The organism is Paracoccus ravus (genome assembly GCF_004522175.1).
Lineage (GTDB): Bacteria > Pseudomonadota > Alphaproteobacteria > Rhodobacterales > Rhodobacteraceae > Paracoccus > Paracoccus ravus.
The window spans coordinates 47,840-72,602 of record NZ_SDEB01000016.1 but is presented as its reverse complement, the minus strand read 5'-3'; the positions used below and the strand labels follow the sequence as shown (position 1 = coordinate 72,602).

20 protein-coding genes and 1 tRNA gene are annotated in these 24,763 nt (G+C 64.2%); 10 read left to right on the top strand and 11 right to left on the bottom strand.

Annotation, left to right across the window (positions count from 1 at the left end; translation table 11 throughout):
* The first annotated feature begins 203 nt into the window (after window positions 1–203).
* Complete coding sequence (locus ESZ60_RS13660; protein ID WP_134681277.1) at window positions 204–2,561, top strand: transglycosylase domain-containing protein; 2,358 nt, start codon at window positions 204–206, stop codon at window positions 2,559–2,561.
* A gap of 52 nt (window positions 2,562–2,613) precedes the next feature.
* Here ESZ60_RS13660 and ESZ60_RS13655 read toward each other — a convergent pair whose 3' ends face one another.
* Together ESZ60_RS13655 and ESZ60_RS13650 are read right to left on the bottom strand one after the other, a co-directional pair.
* Window positions 2,614–3,210: an MlaC/ttg2D family ABC transporter substrate-binding protein gene (locus ESZ60_RS13655; RefSeq protein ID WP_134681314.1), complete on the bottom strand. Its 597-nt coding sequence runs from the start codon at window positions 3,208–3,210 to the stop codon at window positions 2,614–2,616.
* Window positions 3,200–3,928: an MlaA family lipoprotein gene (locus tag ESZ60_RS13650; protein WP_245155701.1), complete on the bottom strand. Its 729-nt coding sequence runs from the start codon at window positions 3,926–3,928 to the stop codon at window positions 3,200–3,202. Before ESZ60_RS13650 ends, ESZ60_RS13655 begins: the two co-directional genes overlap by 11 nt.
* 149 nt (window positions 3,929–4,077) lie before the next feature.
* Here ESZ60_RS13650 and ESZ60_RS13645 point away from each other — a divergent pair, with 149 nt between their 5' ends.
* Both ESZ60_RS13645 and ESZ60_RS13640 read left to right on the top strand, forming a co-directional pair.
* Window positions 4,078–5,820 carry a type I secretion system permease/ATPase gene (locus ESZ60_RS13645; RefSeq protein ID WP_134681276.1) on the top strand — a complete coding sequence of 581 codons (1,743 nt, stop codon included), beginning with the start codon at window positions 4,078–4,080 and terminating at the stop codon, window positions 5,818–5,820.
* Window positions 5,817–7,157 carry an HlyD family type I secretion periplasmic adaptor subunit gene (locus tag ESZ60_RS13640; RefSeq protein ID WP_134681275.1) on the top strand — a complete coding sequence of 447 codons (1,341 nt, stop codon included), beginning with the start codon at window positions 5,817–5,819 and terminating at the stop codon, window positions 7,155–7,157. The genes ESZ60_RS13645 and ESZ60_RS13640 overlap by 4 nt, the downstream gene beginning before the upstream one ends.
* Before the next feature lie 56 nt (window positions 7,158–7,213).
* Here ESZ60_RS13640 and argF read toward each other — a convergent pair whose 3' ends face one another.
* The 3 genes from argF to ESZ60_RS13625 form a co-directional block, all read right to left on the bottom strand.
* Window positions 7,214–8,140, bottom strand: a complete 927-nt coding sequence (gene argF / locus ESZ60_RS13635) for an ornithine carbamoyltransferase (protein ID WP_134681274.1) — start codon at window positions 8,138–8,140, stop codon at window positions 7,214–7,216.
* A gap of 152 nt (window positions 8,141–8,292) precedes the next feature.
* Window positions 8,293–9,462 carry an aspartate aminotransferase family protein gene (locus ESZ60_RS13630; protein WP_134681273.1) on the bottom strand — a complete coding sequence of 390 codons (1,170 nt, stop codon included), beginning with the start codon at window positions 9,460–9,462 and terminating at the stop codon, window positions 8,293–8,295.
* A 165-nt stretch (window positions 9,463–9,627) separates the two neighbouring features.
* Window positions 9,628–10,449, bottom strand: a complete 822-nt coding sequence (locus ESZ60_RS13625; protein ID WP_245155700.1) for an ABC transporter permease — start codon at window positions 10,447–10,449, stop codon at window positions 9,628–9,630.
* A 127-nt stretch (window positions 10,450–10,576) separates the two neighbouring features.
* Between ESZ60_RS13625 and ESZ60_RS13620 the strand changes: the two genes are divergently transcribed.
* On the top strand, window positions 10,577–11,191 hold the full coding sequence (locus ESZ60_RS13620) for a GcrA family cell cycle regulator (RefSeq protein ID WP_134681272.1): 615 nt from the start codon (window positions 10,577–10,579) through the stop codon (window positions 11,189–11,191).
* 3 nt (window positions 11,192–11,194) lie between these two features.
* Complete coding sequence (locus ESZ60_RS13615) at window positions 11,195–11,623, top strand: NUDIX hydrolase (RefSeq protein WP_134681271.1); 429 nt, start codon at window positions 11,195–11,197, stop codon at window positions 11,621–11,623.
* 38 nt (window positions 11,624–11,661) lie between these two features.
* Here ESZ60_RS13615 and ESZ60_RS13610 read toward each other — a convergent pair whose 3' ends face one another.
* Window positions 11,662–12,258, bottom strand: a complete 597-nt coding sequence (locus tag ESZ60_RS13610; protein WP_134681270.1) for a hypothetical protein — start codon at window positions 12,256–12,258, stop codon at window positions 11,662–11,664.
* 245 nt (window positions 12,259–12,503) lie between these two features.
* Between ESZ60_RS13610 and metG the strand changes: the two genes are divergently transcribed.
* The 3 genes from metG to ESZ60_RS13595 all read left to right on the top strand — a co-directional run bounded on the left by metG (window position 12,504) and on the right by ESZ60_RS13595 (window position 15,314).
* Window positions 12,504–14,222 (top strand): methionine--tRNA ligase, encoded by a 1,719-nt coding sequence (gene metG, locus ESZ60_RS13605; protein ID WP_134681269.1) that lies wholly within the window; start codon window positions 12,504–12,506, stop codon window positions 14,220–14,222.
* 40 nt (window positions 14,223–14,262) lie between these two features.
* Window positions 14,263–15,183: an arginase gene (gene rocF / locus ESZ60_RS13600; protein WP_134681268.1), complete on the top strand. Its 921-nt coding sequence runs from the start codon at window positions 14,263–14,265 to the stop codon at window positions 15,181–15,183.
* A 45-nt stretch (window positions 15,184–15,228) separates the two neighbouring features.
* A tRNA-Leu gene (locus ESZ60_RS13595) sits at window positions 15,229–15,314 on the top strand.
* Window positions 15,315–15,341: 27 nt separating this feature from the next.
* Here ESZ60_RS13595 and ESZ60_RS13590 read toward each other — a convergent pair.
* From ESZ60_RS13590 to ESZ60_RS13570, 5 genes are read right to left on the bottom strand one after another with little or no spacing between them, the layout of a single operon-like run.
* A complete protein-coding gene (locus ESZ60_RS13590; RefSeq protein ID WP_134681267.1) occupies window positions 15,342–17,960 on the bottom strand; it encodes a nitrate reductase in 2,619 nt (872 codons plus the stop codon).
* Between the two features lie 10 nt (window positions 17,961–17,970).
* Window positions 17,971–18,816: a formate/nitrite transporter family protein gene (locus tag ESZ60_RS13585; protein WP_134681266.1), complete on the bottom strand. Its 846-nt coding sequence runs from the start codon at window positions 18,814–18,816 to the stop codon at window positions 17,971–17,973.
* 11 nt (window positions 18,817–18,827) lie between these two features.
* A complete protein-coding gene (gene nirD / locus ESZ60_RS13580; protein WP_134681265.1) occupies window positions 18,828–19,160 on the bottom strand; it encodes a nitrite reductase small subunit NirD in 333 nt (110 codons plus the stop codon).
* Window positions 19,157–21,586, bottom strand: coding sequence for a nitrite reductase large subunit NirB (nirB, locus tag ESZ60_RS13575; RefSeq protein ID WP_134681264.1), 2,430 nt, complete (start codon window positions 21,584–21,586; stop codon window positions 19,157–19,159). Before nirB ends, nirD begins: the two co-directional genes overlap by 4 nt.
* A 15-nt stretch (window positions 21,587–21,601) precedes the next feature.
* Window positions 21,602–22,816: an MFS transporter gene (locus ESZ60_RS13570; RefSeq protein ID WP_134681263.1), complete on the bottom strand. Its 1,215-nt coding sequence runs from the start codon at window positions 22,814–22,816 to the stop codon at window positions 21,602–21,604.
* 439 nt (window positions 22,817–23,255) lie between these two features.
* Here ESZ60_RS13570 and ESZ60_RS13565 point away from each other — a divergent pair, with 439 nt between their 5' ends.
* Window positions 23,256–23,501: a DUF4170 domain-containing protein gene (locus tag ESZ60_RS13565; protein WP_134681312.1), complete on the top strand. Its 246-nt coding sequence runs from the start codon at window positions 23,256–23,258 to the stop codon at window positions 23,499–23,501.
* Window positions 23,502–23,526: 25 nt separating this feature from the next.
* Window positions 23,527–24,762: a 3-deoxy-D-manno-octulosonic acid transferase gene (locus ESZ60_RS13560; protein WP_134681262.1), complete on the top strand. Its 1,236-nt coding sequence runs from the start codon at window positions 23,527–23,529 to the stop codon at window positions 24,760–24,762.
* Window position 24,763 lies beyond the last annotated feature (1 nt).

The following is a 24,763-nucleotide window of genomic DNA, read 5'->3' as shown; positions in this document are numbered from 1 at the left end:
ACGCGGCGGCCCGCGATCAGCACAAGAGTTGTGCAGCCTTTCGGAAGTTCCTTGTTTTTTCTCGCCTGTTTTTTCATCAGTCGGCGATGGATCTGCGATTGGGGGCGGCAGTTCACTGATAGGTCATCTTGGTTCTCAAATTGCCCGGCATCCTGTATCTTGCGCGCCAAATGGCCAGAACCCGGCCGGGCAGGAAAACAGGCATGAAGAAACCAACCGGCAAGGGCCGGATTGTCGCGGACAAGCGCAATTTCGACCAAAGCCCTCAGAAGGCACAGAAATCCGCCAGCCAGCCCCGGAAATCCCGGGTCCGGTCGACAGCGCGGAGCGGCAATTTCGTCACGCGGGGAATCGCCGGGCTCGTGACGCTGATCTGGCGCGTGGTCTGGGGCTCGTTCTGGCGCCTCGGCGCAACGGTTTTCGCGATCGTGGCTGCCGCGACTTTTTACTTCTATACGACGCTGCCTGAACCCTCCGCATTGTTCGATGGCCGTGCACGCGGATCGGTCACCATGCTCGACAGCGAAGGACGGGTCTTTGCGTGGCGTGGCGAAACTTTCGGCATGGTCAGCGCGGACAAGATCGCCCCGGTCCTGAAGGATGCGGTTGTGGCGACCGAGGACAAGCGCTTTTACCGCCATCTCGGCGTCGATCCGCAGGGCATTGCCAGCGCGATCAAGATCAACCTCGCCGCCGGTCGCGGCCCGCTATCCGGAAACGGCGGCTCGACGATCACGCAGCAGGTCTCGAAACTGCTTTGCCTGGGCGAGAGTTTTGACCCGATCAAATGGAAATCCGAAGCCGATTTCGAGGCCGAGTGCCGCAAATCGACGATCTGGCGCAAGGTCAAGGAAGTCCCCTATTCGCTCGCGATGGAGATCAAATACTCCAAGCAGGACATCCTCAACATCTACATGAACCGGTCGTATCTCGGCGCAGGGGCGCGCGGCTTCGAGGCCGCCTCCAAGCGGTATTTCGACAAGTCGGCCTCGGAGGTGAATGCCTCGGAAGCGGCGATGCTCGCGGGGCTGCTCAAGGCGCCCAGCTATTTTGCGCCGACCTCGAACCTGGAGCGGGCGCAGGACCGGGCCAGTACGATCCTTGCCCTGATGCATGATCAGGGCTATCTGGACGATGCGCAACTCGCCGATGCGAAGGCGCGTCCCGCGGTGCTGTCCAAGGCTGCGGCGGCCCGCGCGGGCGGCTATTTCGCGGATTGGGTGATGGAGGCCGGGCCCGGCTTCCTGACCAGCGAGACGACCGAGGACGTCACCATCTCGACGACCTTTGATCAGCGCATCCAGCGCGCCGCCGAGCGGGCGCTGAAGCGGATCTTTGACGAGAAGGTTGCCGACAGTTCGAAGGCGCAGGCTGCGGTCGTGGTGATGTCCCCCGATGGCGCGGTGCGCGCGATGATCGGCGGGCTCGACAATACCGCGACCGGGACCTTCAACCGCGCCACCCAGGCGATGCGCCAGACCGGTTCCAGCTTCAAGCCCTTCGTCTTTGCCGCGGCTCTGGATCAGGGCTATGGCCCGAACGATCTTGTGCTGGACGCCCCGCTGACCATCAATGTGCGCGGCTCGGGTCCCTGGTCACCGCAGAACTACACGCGCAAATATGCCGGCGAGGTCACCCTGACCCGCGCGCTGATGCAATCGCTGAATACCGCGACAATCCGCCTGCAAGAGATCGCCGGGCGCGATGCCGTGCGCCGCGTCGCGCATGATTTCGGCTTTGCCAATGACATGGCCAGCGGTCCCTCGCTGGGGCTGGGCGTGTCGGAATCGACGCTTCTGAACATGACGGGCGCCTATGCGGGCATCCGCAATGGCGGCACCGCGGTCCGGCCCTATGGCCTGGTCGAATTGCGCATCAAGGGCGACGATCAGGCGCTGATCGGTCAATCCGGCGGTATGGGCCAGCGCGTCATCTCGCAGAAGGCCGCAGGCGAACTGATCGGCATGATGGAGCAGGTCATCCAGAAAGGCACCGGCACCCGCGCCAAGCTCGACCGGCCCGCCGCGGGCAAGACCGGCACGACGTCGAGCTATCGCGATGCATGGTTCATCGGCTTTACCGGGCAGTATGTGACCGGCGTCTGGCTGGGCAATGACGACAACAAGCCGCTCAAAGGCGTGACCGGGGGTGGCCTGCCCGCCGAGATCTGGCAGGCCGTGATGACCGAGATCCATGACGGATTGCCGGTCGAATCCCTTGGGAATTTCGTCTTTGACGCCAGCAGCGCCGTGCCGCAGGTCGTGTCGACCGGGGACGAAGGCGCGGCCGATCCACTGGCCGCGGCCCTGTCGCAGGCGCTTGGCCAGCCCAAGCCGCAGACCCAGGACGCCGCGCCTGTCGCAGACGGAACCGACCCCTCGGACCCGGCGCAGGCGGGTCGCAGGCTGCCCGATCCCGGTGCCCAGACCTCGGGCGGGCCGCCGCAGATCCCGGGCGAGACTTCTTCGACGGCCGATATGGGGGGCGACACGGAAATGACGCCGGTCGACGATCCGCTGACCCAGGCCTTGCGCGGCATCGACGGCGTGATGACGCAATGAAAAAAGGCCGGTCCGGTTCCCGGATCGGCCCTTCCCTTGCTTTGGGGCGGGTTCAGCCCGCCTGCTGCAGATCGGAGGTCAGGCCGGCCATGTCGCCCTTGCGGCGGGCCAGCATCGCCGTGACCTCGGCGCGCTCCGAGGCCAGCATGTTCACGCCCTCGATGATGATGTTGAAATAGCGGCTCTTGCCGGATTTGTCCGAGACATGCCACTCGACCTCCATCGGACTGCGCCCCCTGAGATGGGCGACCGAGCTGACCGCAAAGAACGACTTCACGGGGCGCGCGCCGGTGACCTCGATCTTGGAACCGATGAATTCACGGAACCGCTTGCCGTATTTGCGGCCGATATAGCCCAGGAATGCCTGCCGATAGGCCGAGAACTCGGCCGGGCTGGCCTGCCGCGCAGCCGGCCCCAATGCGGAACGCGCAATGATGTCCACATCCGCATAGCGCGCAAAGATGGACTCGAACTCCTTGTACATCCGCGCCGGAGGCTGGCCGGAATTGATCACCGCATAGACCTCGTCCAGCGATTTCTGCACGAGGCTGCTCGCCTGAACCGTATCGAGCGCATGGGCGGGAAACGCTGCGAAAGCAGCCCCCGCACCCATCAGGCCCAGAAAGCCGCGTCGGGTCTCATTCGGCATAAGGGTCAATCTCTTCTCCTTCCTGGCCAAGTTCGTGACGGCGATGCTGCATCCAGATCAACCGCGTCTGTGCATAACTATCGGCGCTTTCATGCAGGATGGAATCGACAGAATCGCCGAAACGCGCCCGTTCACCGGCTTTTGAGACTGCCCGTGCCCCCAACCCGATCAGCCATTCATCCAGATCCAGCACCTGATGCATGGGGTCGATCACCAGATCGACGACCCGCCCGGCCGTGTCGCGCGTGGTCGAGGGACCTAGCAGCGGCAGTTCCAGATAGGCGCCCTCGGGGACGCCCCAGACCGCGAGTGTCTCGCCGAAATCGGTATCCTGCTCAGGCAGCGCGAAATCGGCACTCGCAGGGTCGAGAAACCCGGCCAGACCCAGCGTCGAATTGACCGCAAAGCGGAACCCGGTCATCACGGCCGGCTCGACCCGGCCCTGCAAGAGATGGTTCAGCGCCTTGCCCGGCTGCGCCAGATTGCTGCCGAAATTTCCGATCCCTTGCAGGACATGGCTTCCCATCCCGCCCCCGCCATCCGAGGACAGTCCGGCGGTCGCGGGCTTCACGACATGGGCATCAAGACCGCGGTTGAAGGCATGGACCTGCCGGTTCATCGGCTCGAACGGGTCATGGATGTCGTTCTGGGAATGATTCGTGGCGCAGGCCGCGCAAAAGCCGCAGGCCAGAACTGCAAAGATGGTGTTGCGGGGCAATATTATGCTAACCTTTCCGTGTTATAGCCCTGACGTGAGCCAAGTTTTTCTTACGGATCAGTCCATTCGGCCTGTTCCACCCCTCGCTTGGGATATGCGCTACCATGTGCCGCGGCAAGCTCGGCGGCAGGAACCGGAGAGATTCAGGCATGTCCTTGCCGGTTGTATTGAAATCCGGCCTCGGCGAACTTCGCGCCGCATCGGCCGAGGGTCGCAGGCTCTATCTGGCGGTCGCGATCTTTTCGCTTGCGGTCAATCTTCTGATGCTGACCGGCCCGCTCTTCATGCTGCAGGTCTATGACCGCGTGCTTGCCAGCCGATCTCTTGAGACGCTGACGGCCCTTTTCCTGCTGGTCGCCTTTCTCTTTGCCATGATGGGGCTTCTTGACCTTGCGCGCAGTCAGATCATGGCCCGGCTCGCCGCGCGATTGCAGGAACGATTGGAGGGGCGGGTTTTTAACGCCGCGCTGCGGGACGGGCAGGCTTCGGGCTCCGATGCCGTCACCAAAGGGGGGATGCGCGATCTCGAAGCGGTGCAGAGGCTGATCGCGTCGCCCGTGCTCATGGCGATGTTCGATCTGCCCTGGGCGCCGTTCTTTCTGGCCGCCGTCTACCTCTTTCATCCGCTGCTGGGGGTGGTGGCGACGGCCGGGCTTGGCGTCCTGGTCGGGGCGACATTGCTGAACCAGAAACTCGGCCGCAACGCCCTGCAAAAGGCCGCCTTGGCGGGCCAGTCCTCCGAGCGTCTGGCTGATATTTTTCACGGCGAGGGCGAGCTGATCCGCTCGCTGGGGATGCGGGATGCAACCTTTCTGCGCTGGCGCGCGGCGCGTGATGCAGCCGCCGAAGCGACCCTTGTCGCTCAGGACCGCGCGGCGGGTTTCACCGTCTTCTCGCGGACCTTCCGGCTGTTTTTGCAAAGCGCGCTGCTCGCGGCGGGGGCCTATCTTGTGCTGCGCCAAGAGATCACCCCGGGTGCCATGATCGCCTCGTCGATCCTGATGGGGCGCGCGCTGGCCCCGGTCGAACAGGTTGTCGGCGGCTGGCCCGTCGTCCAGCGCGCCCAGGACGGTTGGATGCGTCTGGGTACATTGTTGGCGCGGCGTCCCGCCATGGCCGGGCATACGCCCCTGCCTCGGCCAAAGGCGGCGCTTGAGGTCCGCAACCTGACGGTTCTGCCGCCCGGCCAGGCCATTCCCACGATTCGCGGCGTCAGTTTCGAGCTGGCGCCGGGTCAGGCATTGGGGGTGATCGGCCCCTCGGGCGCCGGTAAATCCACCCTCGCCCGCGCCTTGATCGGCGCATGGCCGATCGCGGCGGGCTCGATCCGGCTCGATGGTGCGACGCTGGACCAATATGATCCCGATATTCTGGGCGGGCTGATCGGCTACCTGCCCCAGCAAGTCACTTTGTTCGAGGGAACGATCGCCGAAAACATCTCCCGGCTCTCGCCTCACCCGGACCCGGTCAAGATTGTCGCCGCCGCAACTGCCGCCGCGGCTCATCGCATGATTCTCGAATTGCCGCTGGGTTACGACACGCCTGTCGCGCAGGGCGGTGGCCGGCTCTCGGGCGGGCAGATCCAGCGTATCGGGCTGGCCCGCGCGCTTTATGCCGATCCCGTGCTTTTCGTGCTCGACGAGCCGAATTCCAATCTCGACAATGACGGGTCGGCGGCACTGAATTCGGCGATCCGCAGCATCAAGGCGCGGGGCGGGGCCGTCATCATCATGGCCCACCGTCCCGCCGCGATCAGCGAATGTGACTTACTGATGATGATGGATCAGGGCCTGCGTCGCGCCTTTGGTCCACGCGACGATGTGCTGCGCTCGATGGTCAAGAATGCCGAGCAGATCAGCCGCACGCAGGGCCTTGGCGGGGGTGTGGCATGAACGCGCAGAGTCAACCTGTCCAGGAAAGCCCAGCGGCAGCGCCGCGCTCCGGGCGGTCGGCGCGGGGACCGATCCTGCTCGGTGCATTCGCGCTGCTGCTTCTCGTCGGCGGTTTCGGAGGCTGGGGATTCGCCGCGCGGATCGCCGGTGCGGTCGTCGCGCAGGGCCAGATCGAGGTCGAGCAGCGCCGCCAGATCGTCCAGCATCCCGATGGCGGAGTGGTCGCGCGCATTCTCGTGACCGATGGGCAGGCCGTCGATGCCGGCCAGATCCTGATCCAGCTCGACGGAGCCCTGCTTGGCACGGAACTGGCCATCGTCGAGGGGCAATATTACGAGATTCTCGCCCGACGCGGCCGGCTCGAGGCCGAGCGCGCTGATAATCGCGAGATCAGCTTCCCCGATCCGCTGACCGAGGCCGCGCAGAGCCGCCCCGAACTTGCCGAACTCATGCAGGGTCAATCGCGGTTGTTTCACGCCCGGCTTGATACCTTGGCCCAGTCGCTCGGCCAATTGGCCAAACAGTCCGAGCAGGTCCGGTCCCAGATCACCGGCATCGAGGCGCAGAATGCCGCGCTGCATCAGCAGCGGGATTTCATATCACAGGAATTGAAGGACCAACGCTCGCTGCTCGACAAGGGGCTGGCCCAGGCTCCTCGGGTTCTGGCCCTGGAACGCGAGGCCGCACGCCTTGACGGACTCTTGGGGGAAACGACCGCGAGCCGCGCCCAGGCCGAGACCCAAGTCGCCGAAATCGACCTCTCGCGGCTCGAGAGATCCGCCACTTATCGCGAACAGGCAGAGACCGAATTACGCGATCTGGGCTATCGCGAACTGGAATTGGCGGAAAGACGGCGCTCGCTCCACGAACAGATTTCGCGCCTTGAGATCCGCGCGCCGGTGGCCGGGGTGATCCAGGAATTGCAGGTGACGACGCCACGCTCGGTGATCCGGGCGGCCGACCCGATCCTTTACATCATCCCGCAGGACCGCCCGCTTGTCGTGGCGGCGCGCGTCGCCACGATCAATATCGACGAGGTGCATCCCGGCCAAGACGTGGTGCTGCGGTTCTCGTCCTTTTCATCGCGCACCACGCCCGAGATCGACGGCATCCTCAGCAGGGTCTCGCCCGACACTCTGATCGATCAGACGACGCACCTGCCCTACTACCGCGCCGAGGTGACGATTTCCCCCGAACAGATCGCAAAGCTGGGCGGGCTGGATCTCATCCCGGGGATGCCGGTCGAAGTCTATGTCCAGACGGGCAGGCGCAGCCCACTGGCCTATCTGCTCAAGCCGCTGACGGATTACTTCACCCGCGCCTTCCGCGAGGTCTAGAAGATCGCGCCTTTTTCGGGGGCGCGATCAACTGCAAAAGGCACGGGCAGTCGCGATCAGACGTCGAGACACCAGCGCATGATCGCCTTTTGCGCGTGAAGCCGGTTCTCGGCCTCGTCGAAAATGACCGAGTTGGGACCATCCATGACGGCGCTGGTCACTTCGTCATCGCGATGGGCCGGCAGGCAATGCATGAAAAGCGCATCGGCCTTGGCCTGCGCCATCAGGGCCTCATTGACCTGATAGCCGCGCAACTGGTTGTGGCGACGTTCCCGCGCCGATTGCGGATCATGCATCGACACCCAGGTATCGGTCACGACCAGATCCGCCCCCTCGACCGCCTTCGCGGGGTCGCGTTCGATCAGGGCCTGGACGCCTTGGGCGCGTGCGAATTCCAGGGCCTCGGCCTCGGGATCGAGGGTCTGCGGGCCGGTAAAGGTAAAGTCATATCCGAACTGCCCGGCCGCATGGATCATCGAGGCACAGACATTATTCCCATCACCCGACCAGACGACCTTGCGCCCTGCTATATTCCCGCGATGCTCCTCGAAGGTCATCACGTCGGCCATGATCTGACAGGGATGGGTACGGTTCGTCAGGCCGTTGATCACCGGAACGCTGGCATATTCCGCCATTTCCAGCAACGTCGCCTCTTCGAAGGTGCGGATCATGATCAGATCGACATAGCGCGACAGCACCCGCGCCGTATCCGCAATGGTCTCGCCATGCCCGAGCTGCATCTCCTTGCCCGAGAGGACCATGGTCTGCCCGCCCATCTGCCGCACCCCAAGGTCGAAGCTGACGCGCGTCCGGGTCGAGGGCTTTTCAAAGATCAGCGCCACCATCCGGTTTTTGAGCGGCTGATCGGCGTCGGGCGTGCCCTTGGGCTGGCCGTTACGCGCATCCTTCATCCGCCGCGCCGAGTCGATCATGCCGCGCAGCTCGGCCTTGTCGGTGGTATGGATGTCGAGGAAACTTTTCATTTTCTGTCGTCTTTCGGATTGATCCGGCAAGGAAGCCGCTTTGCCGGCTAGAGGTCAAGGGAGAAGCCCATTTCGCGCGTTTCGACGGCCCGGCAACGTCGTCGGCGATGCGCGAAATGGCGTCTCATGCCCTTTTCCTCCATTTTCCGAGTTCAGGCCGCCAGCCGTGCCGCCGCCCGATCAAGCCGCGCCACCGCTTCGCCAATATCCTCGTCGCTGATATTCAGCGGCGGCAGCAACCGCAGGGTATTGTCGGCGGCGGGCACGGTCAGGATCTGCTCGGCATAGCCCGCCTTGACCAGATCGCCCGGCGCGGCCTTGCATTTCAGCCCCAGCATCAGCCCCTGCCCGCGAACCGAGTCGAAGATATCGGGATGGGCCGCGACAAGCGCCTCGAGCTTCTGACGGAAAAGGCCCGCCTTGCGGTTCACCTCGGCCAGAAATTCCGGCGCGGCGATAATCTCCATGACTTTCGCGCCCACCGCGCAGGCCAAAGGATTTCCGCCATAGGTCGAGCCATGCGTGCCCGCGACCATGCCCGCCGCCGCCGCTTCGGTGGCCAGCACCGCGCCCAGCGGGAAGCCGCCGCCGATGCCCTTGGCGACCATCATCACATCGGGCGCGATCCCGGCATATTCATGCGCGAAAAGCTTGCCCGTGCGCCCCATGCCGCATTGCACCTCATCGAGGACCAGAAGCGCGCCGGTCTCGTTGCAAAGCGCGCGGATCAGGCGCAGATCCTCGTCGGAAAGCGGGCGAATGCCGCCCTCGCCCTGCAGCGGCTCGACCATGACGGCCGCGGTCCGATCCGACATCGCGGCCTTGAGCGCCTCCATGTCGCCCCAGGGCAATTGCCGGAAACCCGGCATCAGCGGCCCGAAGCCCTTGACCATTTTCTCGGACCCCGCCGCCGCGATGGCCCCAGTGGAGCGACCATGGAAGGCCCCCTCGAAGGTCAGGATCTCGAACCGGTCCTCGCCCAGATCGGACCAGTATTTGCGGACCATCTTGATCGCGAGTTCGGCGGCCTCGGTGCCGGAATTGGTCAGGAAGACGGTGTCGGCGAAGGTGTGCTCGACCAGCAGGTCGGCCAGACGCTCCTGCTCGGGGATGTGATAGAGGTTCGAGACATGCCAGATCCGCCCGGCCTGCTCGGTCAGGGTCTTGACCAGTTCCGGATTCGCATGACCCAGCGCATTCACCGCGATCCCCGCGCCAAGATCGAGATATCGCGTCCCATCCGTGGCAATGGCCCAGCTGCCCTCGCCACGTTCAAAGGCGAGATCGGCACGGTTGTAGGTCGGCAGGACATGCGGAATCATGGATGGGTCCCTTTGCAGACATGGGCCGCGTCGAGCGGTCCCGGTAATGACGGAAAGGCAGGCAGGATCGGTCGTTGACGAATCAACGTCGGGGACGAGCGGAATATGCGGTCCGAATGATCATGCGGGTCGCATATCGCGGAACGCTGCGTCACGCAACGGGATTCACGGCTTCATCCGGTAGCCCGAGCGAAGGAGCCGCCAAACCGCATAGAGCACCGCCGCCGCCGTCACCAGCGAAACCACCAGCCCCCGTCCGACAGGCGCATCGGAAACCCCAACGATTCCAAAGCGCGCGCCGTCGATCAGGTAGAAGATCGGGTTCCAATGCGCGAGGGTCGCAAAGGGCTGCGGCAGCGCCTCGACCGAGTAGAATGTGCCCGACAGGAAGGAAAGCGGCGTGACGATGAAGTTCGTGATCGCGGCCATCTGGTCGAATTTCTGCGCGAAGATCGCGCCCAGCATCCCCAAGCCCCCCATCACCAGCGCGCCCAGCGTGATGAAACTCAGCGCGATCAGCGGATGGGCGACGCCCTGCCCGATCAGCAGCGCCATGCCCGTGGCGATCACCGCAGCGACGATCAGCGCGCGGACCAGCGCGCCGATCAGATAGCCGGTCAGGATTTCGCCCGCCGACAGGGGCGGCATCAAGGTATCGACGATATTTCCCTGCATTTTCGATGAGATGATGCTCGACGAGGTATTCGCGAAAGCATTCTGGATGACCGTCATCATCAGGATGCCCGGCCCCAGAAAGGCCAGATAGGGCAGGCCCATGACCTCTCCCCGATCACGCCCCAGAGCCAGCGCGAAAACCATCACGAAAAGCCCGGCCGTCATCAGGGGCGCAAAGACAGTCTGCTGCCAGACATTCATGAAGCGCATGATCTCGCGCCGGGCCAGTGTATAGAGGCCCAGCCAGTTCACGCGGCCGAAACGGCGCACGCCCATCTGTCGAAATCCGGTATCGGGCTGGAACTGGCTCATCTGCGCTCCTTGAATTCGCGGCATGGGGCGGGTAAATCTGGCTATCCCCGGTGTAAGACCGGGTTCCGCGGAATTGAAGCCACCAGTACGACAGTGCACCGGATGAGCGGTGCAGGAAAGGCAAGCCATGTCCTGGACCGACGAGCGCGTAGAAACGCTGAAACGCATGTGGGCCGAAGGCCAGTCGGCCAGCCAGATTGCCAAGGAACTTGGTGGCGTGACCCGAAACGCCGTGATCGGCAAGGTGCATCGCCTTGGCCTGTCGAACCGAAACGAGGACGGAACCGAAATGCCTGCCGCACCCGCTGCGCCCGAGGCGAAGCCTGCGCCCCAGCCCACCGCTGCTGCCCCTGCCCCGCAACCCAAACCCACGCCTGCGCCCGAGCCTGCGCCAAAGCCTGCTGCCGCAGCAGCAGCGCCGGAGCCTGCGCCTGTCGCACCTGCGCCGGTGAATTTCAACCGCCGCCCGATCGTGCCGGCGGGTCAGCCGCTGCCGCCGCAGCCCTCGGCCAATGAGATCAGCCCCGAGGCGCTGGCCTCGGTGCGCGAAGTCGAGAAGCGCGCGCGCAAGCTCACGCTGATGGAGCTGACCGAGCGCACCTGCAAATGGCCGATCGGCGATCCGGCGACCGACAAGTTCTGGTTCTGCGGCCTGCCTTCAGTGGCCGGAAAACCCTATTGCGAGGCCCATGTCGGCGTCGCCTTCCAGCCGATGAGCTCGCGCCGCGACCGTCGTCGCTAAGCCTTGGCACATTTCCCCCGGCTCGCCGCCTTGGCCGTCACGCTGGACGGCGACCGGGTTCTGCTCGTGCAGCGCCGCAATCCGCCCGATGCGGGCCTTTGGGGTTTTCCCGGAGGCCATGTCGAGCCGGGCGAAACGGCGCTTGACGCCGCCGCCCGCGAATTGGCCGAAGAAACCGGCATCGTCGCGAGGCCCCGGAATTATCTCGACAATATTGATGTGATCGAACGCGGGGCCGATGGCGCGTTGCGTTATCATTTCCTGCTGGCGGCGGTACTTTGCGACTACGTCTCGGGCGAACCGGTGGCGGGCGATGATGCGCTGGACGCGGGCTGGTTCGCGGTGGAAGACATTCTCGCCGGGGCAAGGCCACTCAGCGCGGGCGTCTCGCACATCCTGACGCGCGCCCTTGCCGCGCTGCAGACCCTATAGGCGGAACGCGTCGCAAGGCCGAAATCGCGCGGCGCGGCTCAGAACTTTTTTCTGAGCCCCAGCAGATTGGCATTCGTGCCGCCCTTCATGTCCCCCAAGGTTCGCTGGCCGCCCGAGCGATGATGCAGCCGCCAGAACAGGCTCCAATCCTTGTCCGGCAACGAGAACTCGATCTCGGGCGACAGGTAGAACAGCACCGTCGCATCGCCGTCGTATTTCTCGACCTGATTTGCCTCCCGCCCCGGCTGGACGGAATCGACAAAGCTCAGGCCGAACACGACCGAAGGCGTCAACTTCCAGTCGGCCGCCACATCGACGGCGCGAAACCGTGCCACCGGGCCGCCCCAAAGCTCGGTGCTTTGCCCGCCGCCATAACGGAGCGCGGCCCCCGCCTCATAGCCCAAAGTCAGGAAACGCCCGGACTTTCCAAGCCATTGCATCCCTAGCCCGGTGACGTAATTGCCTTCGTAATTCGCGCCAGCAAGATTGAGGCTGCCCGCCATGGATTCGTCCAGAATCCGTCCCGTCATAACGAACAGATTGCGCTGCCCGGACTGATCCGTCTCGGCATTCGCCACACTGCCTGACAGACATAGCATAGCGATCAGCAGGACGGTCCGTCCTGTGCTACGCATTTGCTGGAATTCCGGCGCATGCATCGAGAACCGCAACATGAGGTTGGGACTGGGATCAGCTTAATTCGGCAGGTCGATGCGGAACAAGAACAATCTAAGCGCGGCCCGTCGGCGGCGCCGCGCTGACGTACCTGCCGCGGGCCGGGGCAACATGCCGCCGCGCGCCCTGCGGCAGCAATGTCCGCAGGACTTTCCATCTTGGCGCTTCGCGGCTAGAGATGACGCCGATCAAAAGGACGCATCCCATGGCCCGGCATCTCATCACCTCGGCGATCCCCTATATCAACGGGATCAAGCATCTCGGAAATCTCGTCGGCTCGCAGCTGCCGGCGGATCTTTACGCACGCTACCTGCGCCAGAGGAACCATGAGGTCATGTTCATCTGCGCCACCGATGAGCACGGCACCCCCGCCGAGCTTGCCGCGAAGAAAGCAGGCAAGCCCGTCGCCGTCTATTGCGCCGAGATGCATGAGGTGCAGGCCGAGATCGCCCGCAATTTCGGCCTGTCCTTTGACCATTTCGGGCGGTCGTCCAGCCCGCGCAACCATGGCCTGACCCAGCATTTTGCCGGTAAACTGGATGAAAACGGCTGGATCAGCGAGGTTGAGGAAAAGCAGGTCTATTCCATCGACGACGGCCGCTTCCTGCCTGACCGCTATATCGAGGGCACCTGCCCGAATTGCGGCTATGACAAGGCGCGCGGCGATCAGTGCGAGAATTGCACCAAGCAGCTCGACCCGACCGATCTGATCGAGCCGCGTTCCGCGATCTCGGGTTCGACCAATCTCGAGGTTCGCTCGACGAAGCATCTCTATCTGCGCCAGCGCGCGTTGAAGGACCAGATTTCCGCTTGGATCGACAGCAAGAAAGACTGGCCGATCCTCACCACCTCGATCGCTCGCAAATGGCTGAACGACGGTGACGGGCTGCAGGACCGTGGCATCACCCGCGATCTTGACTGGGGCATCCCGGTCCAGAAGGGCGACCAGCCTTGGCCGGGGATGGAGGGCAAGGTCTTCTATGTCTGGTTCGACGCGCCCATCGAATATATCGCCGGCACCGCCGAAGGCACCGATGCCAAGGGCCAGCCCGACAGCGAGTGGCGCCGTTGGTGGCGTCTGGACGAAGGAGCCGAGGACGTCACCTATACCCAGTTCATGGGCAAGGATAACGTGCCTTTCCACACGCTGAGCTTCCCGGCGACGATCATCGGGTCGGGCGAGCCGTGGAAGCTGGTCGATTACATCAAGTCCTTCAACTACCTGACCTATGATGGTGGCCAGTTCTCGACCAGCCAAGGCCGCGGCGTCTTCATGGATCAGGCGCTGTCGATCCTGCCCGCCGATTACTGGCGCTGGTGGCTGCTCAGCCACGCCCCGGAATCTGGCGATAGCGAATTCACCTGGGACAATTTCCAGCAATCGGTGAACAAGGATCTCGCCGATGTGCTGGGCAACTTCGTCAGCCGCATCACCAAATTCTGCCGCTCGAAATTCGGCGAGGTGATCCCCGAAGGCGGTGAATACGGTCCCGAGGAACTGGCTTTGATCGAGGCTCTGACCACCCGCATCCGCGCCTATGAGGGCTTCATGGACGGCATGGAGGTCCGCAAATCCGCGGGCGAGCTGCGCGCGATCTGGGTTCTCGGCAATGAATATCTGCAATCGGCAGCGCCGTGGTCGACCTTCAAGACCGACCCCGCCCGCGCCGCGATGCAGGTGCGTCTGGGCCTGAACCTGATCCGCCTTTACGCCGTTTTGTCCGCGCCCTTCATCCCGTTCGCAGCGGATGCGATGCTGGCAGCGATGGGCACAGACAACCGCGACTGGCCGGGCGATGTCGCCGAGGCACTGGGTGCCCTGCCCGCCGGTCACGCCTTCACCACGCCCGATGTGCTTTTCGCCAAGATCAGCGATGAGCAGCGCGACGAATGGCAAGAACGCTTCAAGGGGATCCGCAGCTGATCCCCGGCGTTGAATCACCAAAGCAAGTGCAGAGGTAACCATGACCCATTGCATCCTGATCGGCGCTCCGGTCGATGAAGGCCAAGCCCAGCCCGGATGCCTCATGGGCCCGGCCGCCTATCGCGTGGCGGGCCTGGCCGAGACACTGGCCGAACTTGGCCACACGGTCGAGGATCGCGGCGATGTCATGCCCGCCCCCGGTCGTGGCGAGACTTGTGATAACCCGGCAGTCCATCACCTGCCCGAGGTGATCTCCTGGACCGAGGCGCTTGCGGCTTCGGCCAGCGCTGGCATGGCAGATGGAATGCCAGTTTTCCTGGGTGGCGACCATTCGCTGTCTCTGGGCACGGTTGCGGGTGTCGCGGCTCATGCAAAAGCGGTCGGACGCCCGCTTTTCGTGATCTGGCTGGATGCACATAGCGATTTTCACACCGTCCAGACAACGACCTCGGGGAACCTGCACGGCACGCCGATGGCCTATGCGGCGGGTCGCGACGGCTTTGCGCCCTTCCCGCCCTTCCCCGCCCCGGTTCCGGGCGAGAATATCTGCATGTTCGGGATCCGCTCGGTCGACCCCGCCGAGCATACCGCGCTGAAACAGACCGAGATCACCGTCAATGACATGCGGGTTCTGGACGAGCAGGGCGTCGCGGCCCCGCTGCGTGCCTTCCTCGAACGGGTCCATGCCCAGAACGGCCTGCTCCATGTCAGCCTTGACGTGGACTTCCTCGACCCCTCGATCGCGCCCGCCGTCGGCACCACGGTTCCGGGCGGCGCGACCTTCCGCGAGGCGCATCTGGTCTGCGAGCTTTTGCATGAATCCGGGCTGATGACCTCGCTGGATCTGGTCGAGCTGAACCCGTTCCTCGATGATCGCGGCAGGACCGCGAAGATGATGGTAGATCTGGTCGGCTCGCTGATGGGGCGCAAGGTCTTCGACCGTCCGACGCGGAGCTACTGATCCCGCTTGCCAATCTCCGCTGCGCCCATTAGCCACGAAACTGGCGCGGGCGTGGCGGAATGGTAGACGCATGGGTCTTAAACACCCTGGGGCGCAAGCCTGTGCGGGTTCGAGTCCCGCCGCCCGCACCAATTTCCCACTTCATTGTTTCGAGTGTGTTATTCAGCCGCAATCCGGCTCGACGCGGCGATCAACGCCTTGAGTTCCGGTCGACACGAGCCGCAATTCGTGCCCGCCCGCAAGGCTGCGCCGATCGCCTCGACCGTGACCAGATCCTGAGCGGTGATCGCCGACAGGATCCGGTTCACCCCGATGCCGAAACAGGCGCAGACCAGCGCGCCTTCGTCGGGGCGATCCGCACCCGCACGTCCGGCCAGAAGATCGGGGCTGCAAGCCTCACCCAAGGCGGCGGCAACATGGCTGCGCGACAGGGCCACTGGCTCGGGGGAGACAAAAAGCGCGGCTTGCAACTGGCCGTCCACGACAAAGGCCAGCCGGGTGATCCCCCGGCGGCGGTCGCGGACCACCAAAGGTTCCGCCGCGATGCCGAACAAGGTTTGGGCCTCGGCAACCCAGTCCTCGGGCGTCGTGCCTGAGGCAAGCTCGGCCTGCTGCCCGCCCGGCAACCGCGCCAGCGCCCAGTAGTCGCAATCGGGCTTCATGGGCTGGCGCGACACCGCAAAGCCATACCAAGCCGCCGCGAAGGGCCGGATCGCCACCGGCGCGGATTTCGAGGCGGGTTGGCCTGAAACAGGATCGGTCACGCCTTGCACCAGCGCATCGATCCGACCGGTCGGTGCGGTCTCGCCGCTCCAATGGATCGGCGCGAAAGGATGTCCTGGGGCAACGCGCTCGGTGATCAGGACGCGTAGCAGGGCCTTGCCATGCGGGCTTTCGACCTCGGCGAGGCTCGCGGCTTGCAGGCCCAGCCGTGCGGCGTCAGCCGGATGAAGCTCAAGAAAAGGTTCGGCGAGATGGCGCGAGAGCCGGGGCGAAAGCCCGGTCCGGGTCATCGTGTGCCAATGGTCGCGCACGCGTCCCGTGTTCAGCCGGAAAGGATGCGCCTCGTCCAGCGGCTGTGGGCCGCGCGCTGCGACGGCCACCATCCGCGCGCGCCCGTCCGGCGTATGATACCGACCATCGCCGAAGAAGCGCCCGCCGCGTTTCTGCGCTGATTGCGGCCAAAGAAACGGACGCAGCACGTCATAGTCCTCGCGGGTGATCCCGACATGATCCGAGATGTCGAAATCACTGCCAAGCGCGCCCGCCACCCCCGAAAGCGCCGCATGTTCGGCGAAGACCTCGGAGGGGTGCTGCCAAGAGAAAGCGTCCCGCCAGCCCATGCGCCCCGCCACATCTGCCAGAATGCGCCAATCGTCGCGGGCCCGCCCGACAGGCGGCAAAAGACGACGCTGGCGGCTGATGCGGCGCTCGGAGTTCGTCACCGTGCCGTCCTTTTCGCCCCAGCCTGTCGCGGGCAGCAGGACATGGGCAAGTCGCGTCGTATCGGTCTGGGCCATCATGTCCGACACCACGACGAAATCGCATCCCGCAATGGCGCGGGCGACGCGATCAGCCTCGGGCATGGAAACGGCGGGATTGGTGCAGATGATCCACAGTGCCTTGATACGCACGTCCTCAACCGCGCGAAACATGTCCACCGCCTTGAGGCCGGGCCGCTCGGCCATACGCGGCGCGCCCCAGAAACCCTGCACCGCCGCGCGATGGGCAGCGTTTTCGATATCCAGATGACAGGCCAGCATATTGGCAAGCCCGCCGACCTCGCGCCCGCCCATCGCATTGGGCTGGCCGGTCACGCTGAAGGGCCCCATGCCGGGACGACCGATCCGCCGCGTCGCCATATGGCAATTCAGGATTGCATTGACCTTATCCGTGCCGCTTTCGGATTGGTTCACGCCCTGCGAATAGACCGTGACGACCTTGTCGCTGCGCAGCCAGAGGTCGAGGAAACGCGCCAGATCCTCCGGGGCAAGGCCGGTCTCGCCCGGCACGGCCAGGCGGGCGGCGGCAAGGGCAGCCTCCAGCCCCGTGGCTTCGGGATCGCGGATCAGGCCGCGCGCCTCGATCTCGGCCAGCAGCAGGTTGAACAGAACCGCATCCGCGCCGGGCGCTATGGCCAGATGCAGGTCGGCCATGTCGCAGGTCGCGGTGCGGCGGGGATCGATGACGACCACCCGCATCTCGGGGCGCGCCTCTTTCGCGGCGGCGATGCGCTGATACAGCACCGGATGGCACCAAGCGAGGTTCGAGCCGACCAGAACGACCGTATCGGCCAGTTCCAGATCCTCGTAAAGGCCCGGCACGGTATCAGAGCCGAAGGCGCGCCTATGCCCCGCGACCGAGGATGCCATGCAAAGCCGCGAATTCGTGTCGATATTCGCCGAGCCGATGAAACCCTTCATCAGTTTGTTGGCGACATAGTAATCTTCGGTCAGCAATTGGCCCGAGACATAGAAGGCGACCGAATCCGGTCCATGCTCGGCAATGGTTTGGGAAAAACGCTGCGCGACAAGGTCCAGCGCCTCATCCCAATCCGCCTCGCGCCCGTCGATGCGAGGCGCCAGCAAGCGGCCCTCATGCCCGATGGTCTCGCCAAGGGCCGAGCCTTTGACGCAAAGGCGGCCCTTGTTCGCCGGATGATCCGGGTCGCCCTTGATCGCAAGGCCGCCCTTGCCATCGGGCGTTGCAAGCACCCCACAGCCCACCCCGCAATAGGGACAGGTCGTGCGCGTGGAGGGGAATGCGGGATGCGTCATGGTCAGGCCCTCACTCGGCAGGAACGGCCAAAGGCTGGGTTTCCTCCGCCGGAACGCGGGCGGGCGAGGTCTTGTGGTGAGTGGCATAGATCATTGCGCCGACAAAGGTCAGACCGCCGACGAGATTGCCGAGCACCGTCGGGATCTCGTTCCAGATCAGGTAATCCATGATGGTGAAATTGCCGCCCAACAACAGTCCCGCCGGGAACAGGAACATGTTCACGATGGAATGCTCGAAACCCATGTAGAAGAACACGAGGATCGGCATCCACATCGCCATGATCTTGCCCGAAACGCTGGTGGACATCATCGCGGCGACGACTCCGGTCGAAACCATCCAGTTGCACATGACCGCGCGCACGAACAGCGTCAGCATCCCCGCCGCGCCATGAGCGGCATAGCCGAGCGTCCTCCCCTCACCGATATGGCCGATTTTTTCGCCGACCGCGTTGGGGGCTTCCGAGAAACCGAAGGTCACGATAATCGCCATAAAGACCGCGACGGTGAAAGCTCCCGCGAAATTGCCCGCGAATACCAACCCCCAATTGCGCCACAACCCTTGCATCGTGACGCCCCGGCGCTTGTCGATCAGCGCAAGCGGTACAAGAGTAAAGACCCCGGTCAGCAGATCGAACCCCAGCAAGTAAAGCATACAAAAGCCGACCGGAAAGAGCAGCGCGCCGATCAGCGGATCGCCCGTATTCACAGTGACGGTGACGGCAAAGGCCGCGGCCAGCGCAAGGATCGCGCCCGCCATATAGGCCCGGATCAGCGTGTCCTTAGTGGACATGAAGACCTTGGCCTCGCCCGCATCGATCATCTTTTTCGCGAAATCGGAAGGATTGACATAGGACATGATGGTTCTCCTCAGGCGGCCCGGCGGGCCATCAATTCGGCGCTAATCAGGATGCGGCCATTTTCGACACGGATCGGATAGGTGCGGACAGCGCCTTCATCGGCGCCCTGCGCCTCGCCCGAATTCATGTCGAAGACCCAGTTATGCAGCGGGCAGGTCACGGATGTGCCATGCACGATACCCTCGGACAAAGGCCCGCCTTTGTGGGGGCAACGGTCATCGAGCGCAAAGACCCGGTCATCGGCGGTGCGGAACACCGCGATGCAGCCGGTTTGCGTTTTCACCACGCGCGCGCCCTGCTGGGGCACGTCTGAAAGCGCGCCGATATCGACGAAAATGGTCATTCCGCTGCCTCCAGCGTCAGATCTGCAAGGGGGCCCCATTTGGGCGTCTCGGCGGGGGTGGAAAGCTCGGCCCAAGGATCGGTGCGATAGACCGACTGGCTGATCTCGAAACGTTCGACCAAGGCCTTGCGGTTTTCCAGATCATCGACGACCTGCGCCTTGATCCAGTCAAGGCCGACCTTGCCCATCCATTTCCAGAGCCGGTCCAGATACTTGCCGTTCTCGCGGTAAAGTTGGGTCACGGCGAGGATGATCTGGATGGTTTCTTCCTCGGACGGGGTCGAGGCCAGATGCTCGGTTTCCTTGACCTCCATTCCCGCCGCGCCGCCGATCGAGATATTGTAGCCGCTATCGACGCAGACCACGCCGATATCCTTGCAGGTGGCCTCGGCGCAGTTCCTCGGGCAGCCGCTGACGCCGAGCTTCAGCTTATGCGGCGTCCACGAGCCCCACATGATCTTTTCAAGCTTGATGCCCAGACCGGTCGAATCCTGCGTGCCGACGCGGCAGAACTCCTTGCCGACGCAGGTTTTGACGGTGCGGAGGCCCTTGGAATAGGCATGGCCGCTGACCAGCCCGGCATCGTTCAGATCGGCCCACATATGGGGCAAATCCTCTTTCTTGACGCCCAGCAGGTCGATGCGCTGGCCACCGGTCACCTTGACCATCGGCACATTGTATTTGTCGGCGGCGTCCGCAATGGCGCGCAGTTCCGCCGGGGTGGTCACCCCGCCCCACATGCGCGGCACGACGGAATAGGTGCCGTCCTTCTGGATATTGGCGTGGTTGCGTTCGTTGACGAAGCGCGACTGGCGGTCGTCTTTGTATTCCAGCGGGTATTCGGCCAGCAGGTAGTAATTCAGCGCCGGACGACAGGAATGGCAGCCGCCGACCGATTTCCAGCCCAGTTCCTGCACGACGGCGGGGATGGATTTCAGCCCCATCGCCTTGATCAGACGGCGCACGTCCTCATGCGTGTGGTCGGTGCATTTGCACATGCCGGCGGGCGCTTCGACGACCTCGCCGCCAAGCGCGAATGCCATGACCTGCTGCACCAGCCCGGTGCAGGTCCCGCAGGAGCCGCTGGCCTTGGTGCAGGCGCGCATCTGATCCAGCGTGCACGCTCCGCCCGCGACCGCGTCGAGGATCGTGCCCTTGGAGACGCCGTTGCAGCCACAAATCTCTGCCTCAAGCGGCAAGGCTGCAACGGCCGCCATAGGGTCCAGCTTGGCCCCCCCTTGGAAGGCCGGGCCGAAGATCAGCGTCTCGCGCATCTCCGAGATATCGGTGCCGTCCTTCATGAGCCCGTAGAACCAGCTGCCATCGCCAGTCTCGCCATACATGACGACGCCGATGATGCGGTCGTCCTGCAGCACGAGACGCTTGTAGATGCCCCTGCCCGGATCGCGGAAGACGATATCCTCGCGGCCCTCGCCCTCGGCGAAATCTCCGGCGCTGAACAGATCGCAACCGGTGACTTTCAGCTTGGTCGCGGTCTGGACCGGGACGAACTCGGCAGCCTCGTCCAGCAGAGTCTTCGCCAGCACCTTGGCTTGGTCGTAAAGCGGCGCGACAAGGCCGAAAAGCTGCTTGCGATGCTCGACACATTCGCCAAGCGCAAAGATATGCGGGTCCGAGGTCCGCATCGCGTCATCGACGGTAATGCCGCGCTCGACCTCCAGATGGGCATCATTGGCAAGCCGGGTTTCTGGGCGGATGCCGACGGCCATGCAGACCAGATCGGCGGGATAGACGGTGCCGTCTTCCAGCAGCACGGCCTCGGCGCGGTCTTTGCCCAGGATCGCCTTGGTCGCGCCCTTGCAATGGACCTTGATGCCGCGCTTCTCCAGATCCTTTTGTAGAAGGTAGCCTGCCGCCGGGTCCAACTGACGCTCCATCAGGTGGCCCATCAGGTGGATGACGGTGACGCGTGCGCCTCGTGCCGCCATGCCTGCGGCGGCTTCCAGACCCAGAAGCCCGCCGCCGATGACGACGGCATCCTTGCCGTTGGTGTCCATCATGGCGTGGGTGTCTTCGAGATCGCGATAGGTCACGACGCCGGGCAGGTCCTTGCCCGGAACCGGGATGATGAAGGGGGCGGAACCGGTGGCGATGACCAGCGCGTCATAGGGCGCGCCGCCCTTGTTCGAATAGACGATGCGGTTCTTGCGGTCGATCTTGACGACCGGCTCGCCGAAGCGGCAATCAACGCCGTGCCGCGCGTACCAGTCATCGTCATGTGTGACGATTTCCTCATAGGTCTTTTCGCCCGACAGCACCGGCGACAGCATCAGCCGATTGTAGTTCCCGCGCGGCTCGCCGTTGAACAGGGTGACCTCATAGGCATCGGGGGCAGCGTCGAAAATCTGTTCGAGCATCCGGCCCGAGGCCATTCCGGCACCAATGACCACTAGCTTCTTTTTCATGGCTGTGGGCTCCTTTCAGGCGGTTTGTAATGCGGGGGCGCGATTCAGGCGGCGGATCGAGACATGCATCCAGCCAAGGCAGACCGCGACGATCAGGAAAAGGACGACGAAGCAGCTCGACCAGCTTCCGGTCGTGTCCTTGAGCCAGCCGAAGAGCAGCGGCAGGATGAAGCCGCCAAGGCCTCCGATCATGCCGACCAACCCGCCGACCGCGCCAACATTCTGCGGGTAGTAGCTCGGGATGTGCTTATAAACGGCGGCCTTGCCGAGGCTCATGAAGAAGCCAAGAACGAAGATCGTGACGAGAAACAGCTCGGCCGAAATGCCCAGCGACAGGATCGCGGTGCAGGCGAGCGAGACGATCAGCGTCCAATACATCACCGTGCGTGCGCCGATCCGGTCCGACAGCACGCCTCCATAAGCGCGGAAGATCGAGGCCGGGATCGAATAGGCCGCACCGATCATGCCCGCCGTCTTGATATCGAAGCCATAAACCCCGATCAGGTAGCGCGGCAGCCATAGCGCCAGCGCGACAAAAGCCCCGAAGGCGAAGAAGTAGTAAGCTGCGAAGCGCCAGACCTGCACGTTCTTCAGCGGAGCGAATTCGGCCTTGAGGCTGCGCAGCGGGGCTTTCGTGCCGCGACGCGCTTCAGTCACCGGGTCGTCCTTGCTGAAGACCCAGAACAGGATCGCGGTCAGCGCCAGAGCAGCGGCCCAGACCTGCGCCGTGGCCTGCCAGCCATAGGCGACCATGACGAAAGGCGCGACGAATTTGGTCAGCGCGGCGCCGACATTGCCAACGCCGAAGATGCCAAGCGCCGTGCCTTGTTTCGCGCTCGAATAAAAACGTGAGACATAGGCCACACCGACCGCGAAAGACCCGCCTGCCAGCCCGACGCCAAGCGCCGCGAGCAGCATCTGTGGATAGGTCGTGGCCCAAGACAGCAGGAAGGTCGCCAAGGCCGAGGCCAGCATGGTCAGCGTATAGACGACGCGACCGCCAAGCCGGTCGGTCAGCACGCCCAAGACGATCCTGACCAGCGAGCCGGTCAGCACGGGCATACCGATCAGCAGGCCGAATTGGGTCTCGGTCAGGGAAAGCTCTTCGCGGATCTGGATGCCGATAATGGCAAAGATGGTCCAGACAGCGAAGCAGATGATGAAAGCAAAGGTGGAGAGCGTCAGCGCGCGGCTGGAATCCCCGGTGGATGCGGCAGAACTTGCGGACATGGGATGCTCCGATGGCAAAGCGGGTTGCAGTGGCTGTCGGAAAGCGCACAGGAGCAAAGCCTGCCTTGCAGGCGAAACGAATGGGCGCTTTCAAGGATTCCGCGTCCTCGCGGGATCGTGCCGCATCGTTGCGAGCGGGCCGGTGGCGCGCCATTGCGCCGGGCCTATGGATGAGTTGTGACAATTCCGCCGCGTTGCGGCAAGCGGCATCTCGGAATTAGCCGCACAAGCGGACGCGGATCGCATCTCAAGCCTGCGGCATAGGCGATTGCCCGGTGGACTGCGCAAAATGCGATCACTGCTGTAACGATATCGCCCATATGCAATTCTGATCGGATGACATCCCGCCACGGAATCGCAATCTCCCGGCCGGTCCTGCCCTTGGTTTCCGGCCCCGGCTCGGCTAGGTTCCCGCCAAAACGCTTATCAGGAGATTATGATGCCGCAGCGCCTTCACCTTGTGTTCGGTGGCGAACTCGTGGATCCGTCCCGCACCGAATTCCGCGACACGGACCAGATCCATGTCGTCGGAATCTTCCCGGACTATGCCAGCGCCTTCGCGGCCTGGAAGGCCAATGCGCAGCGCACCGTCGACAGCGCCCATACCCGCTATTTCATCGCGCATCTGCACCGCCTGCGCGACGAAGAGCGCGAAGTCAGCCCGACCGAGGAACTCGGCAACTGATTCCGGGGCAAAGGGGGTGCGGGACATGGCATCGCCGGGTCACTTGACGTCATCCCTGGCGCTCTGGCTGCATCTGCGTCGGCGTCGGGGCCAGATCCCCGCGGCACCCGAGGCGATCGCGCTGCCCTCCGGCCAGGGACCCGTGATGCTGATCCACCTCGCCGCCCAAGCCGACGACCCGCCGGCGGTAGCAGGGCTGGTCCGGGCGATGCGGGCGATGCGTCCCGCGCTGCGCTTTGTGATCACCGGGGCGTTGCCGCCCGAGGATGTGATGGCTCCGGGTCTCGGGGCCGTCCATGTCCCGGTGCCGCAGCATCTTGCCGAGGCGGATCGGCTACTCGACCGGATCGCACCGCGCGCCCTGCTGCTGCTGGGGGATGACTTGCCCTCGGCGCTGATCAGCCGCATGGCCGAACGCGACCTGCCGGTGATACTGGCCGAGGCGCGGCTGAGCGATGTCAGCCGCGTCGGGAACTGGCGGATGATCGTCAATCGCGGGTTGATGCAGCGCATCACCCGGGTCATGGCACCCGACCTGACGGCGGGCAGCGCCGCGCGCCAGCTTGGTGTTCGCGCCGACCGTATCGAGCTGACCGGCCCCGTCACCGAGACCCTGCCCCCGCTGAGCGTCAACGAAGCCGAACGTGCGGCGCTGGCGCAGATCCTGCGCGGGCGGCATGTCTGGCTGGCCGCCACCCCAAGCCTGCCCGAAATCCCGGCTCTGCTCGCCGCCCATCAGGCGGCGCTGCATCACAATCACCGCGCGCTGCTGATCCTTGCCGGATTGCCTGCGGCGCTGGTCCCGGACATCCGCGCCGAGGCCGAGGCCTTGGGTCTGGCCACCGTCCTGCGCTCTGATGACGAGGATCCCGAGGCGGATGACCAGGTGCTGATCGCGGATGACGCCTTTGAGATGGGATTGTGGTATCGTCTTGCACCGGTCTGCTTCATGGGCGGCACACTTTCTCCCGGCCCGGCGCTTGAGCCGCGCCATCCTTTCGAACCGGCCGCGCTTGGCTCAGCCATTATCCACGGCCCCCTGACTGCGGCCCATGCGGCGGAATGGATCCAGCTGGACGGCGCTTCGGCGGCGCGGCTGATCACCGATGGCGATACGCTAACGCGCGCCGTCTCGGACCTGACCGCGCCGGATCAGGCCGCAGTGCTGGCGGGGAATGCCTGGTCGGTCAGCACCGGCGGCGCGGCTGTCACGCGCCGCATCGCCGAGACCGTCATCGAGGCGATGGAGACCGGCCAATGAA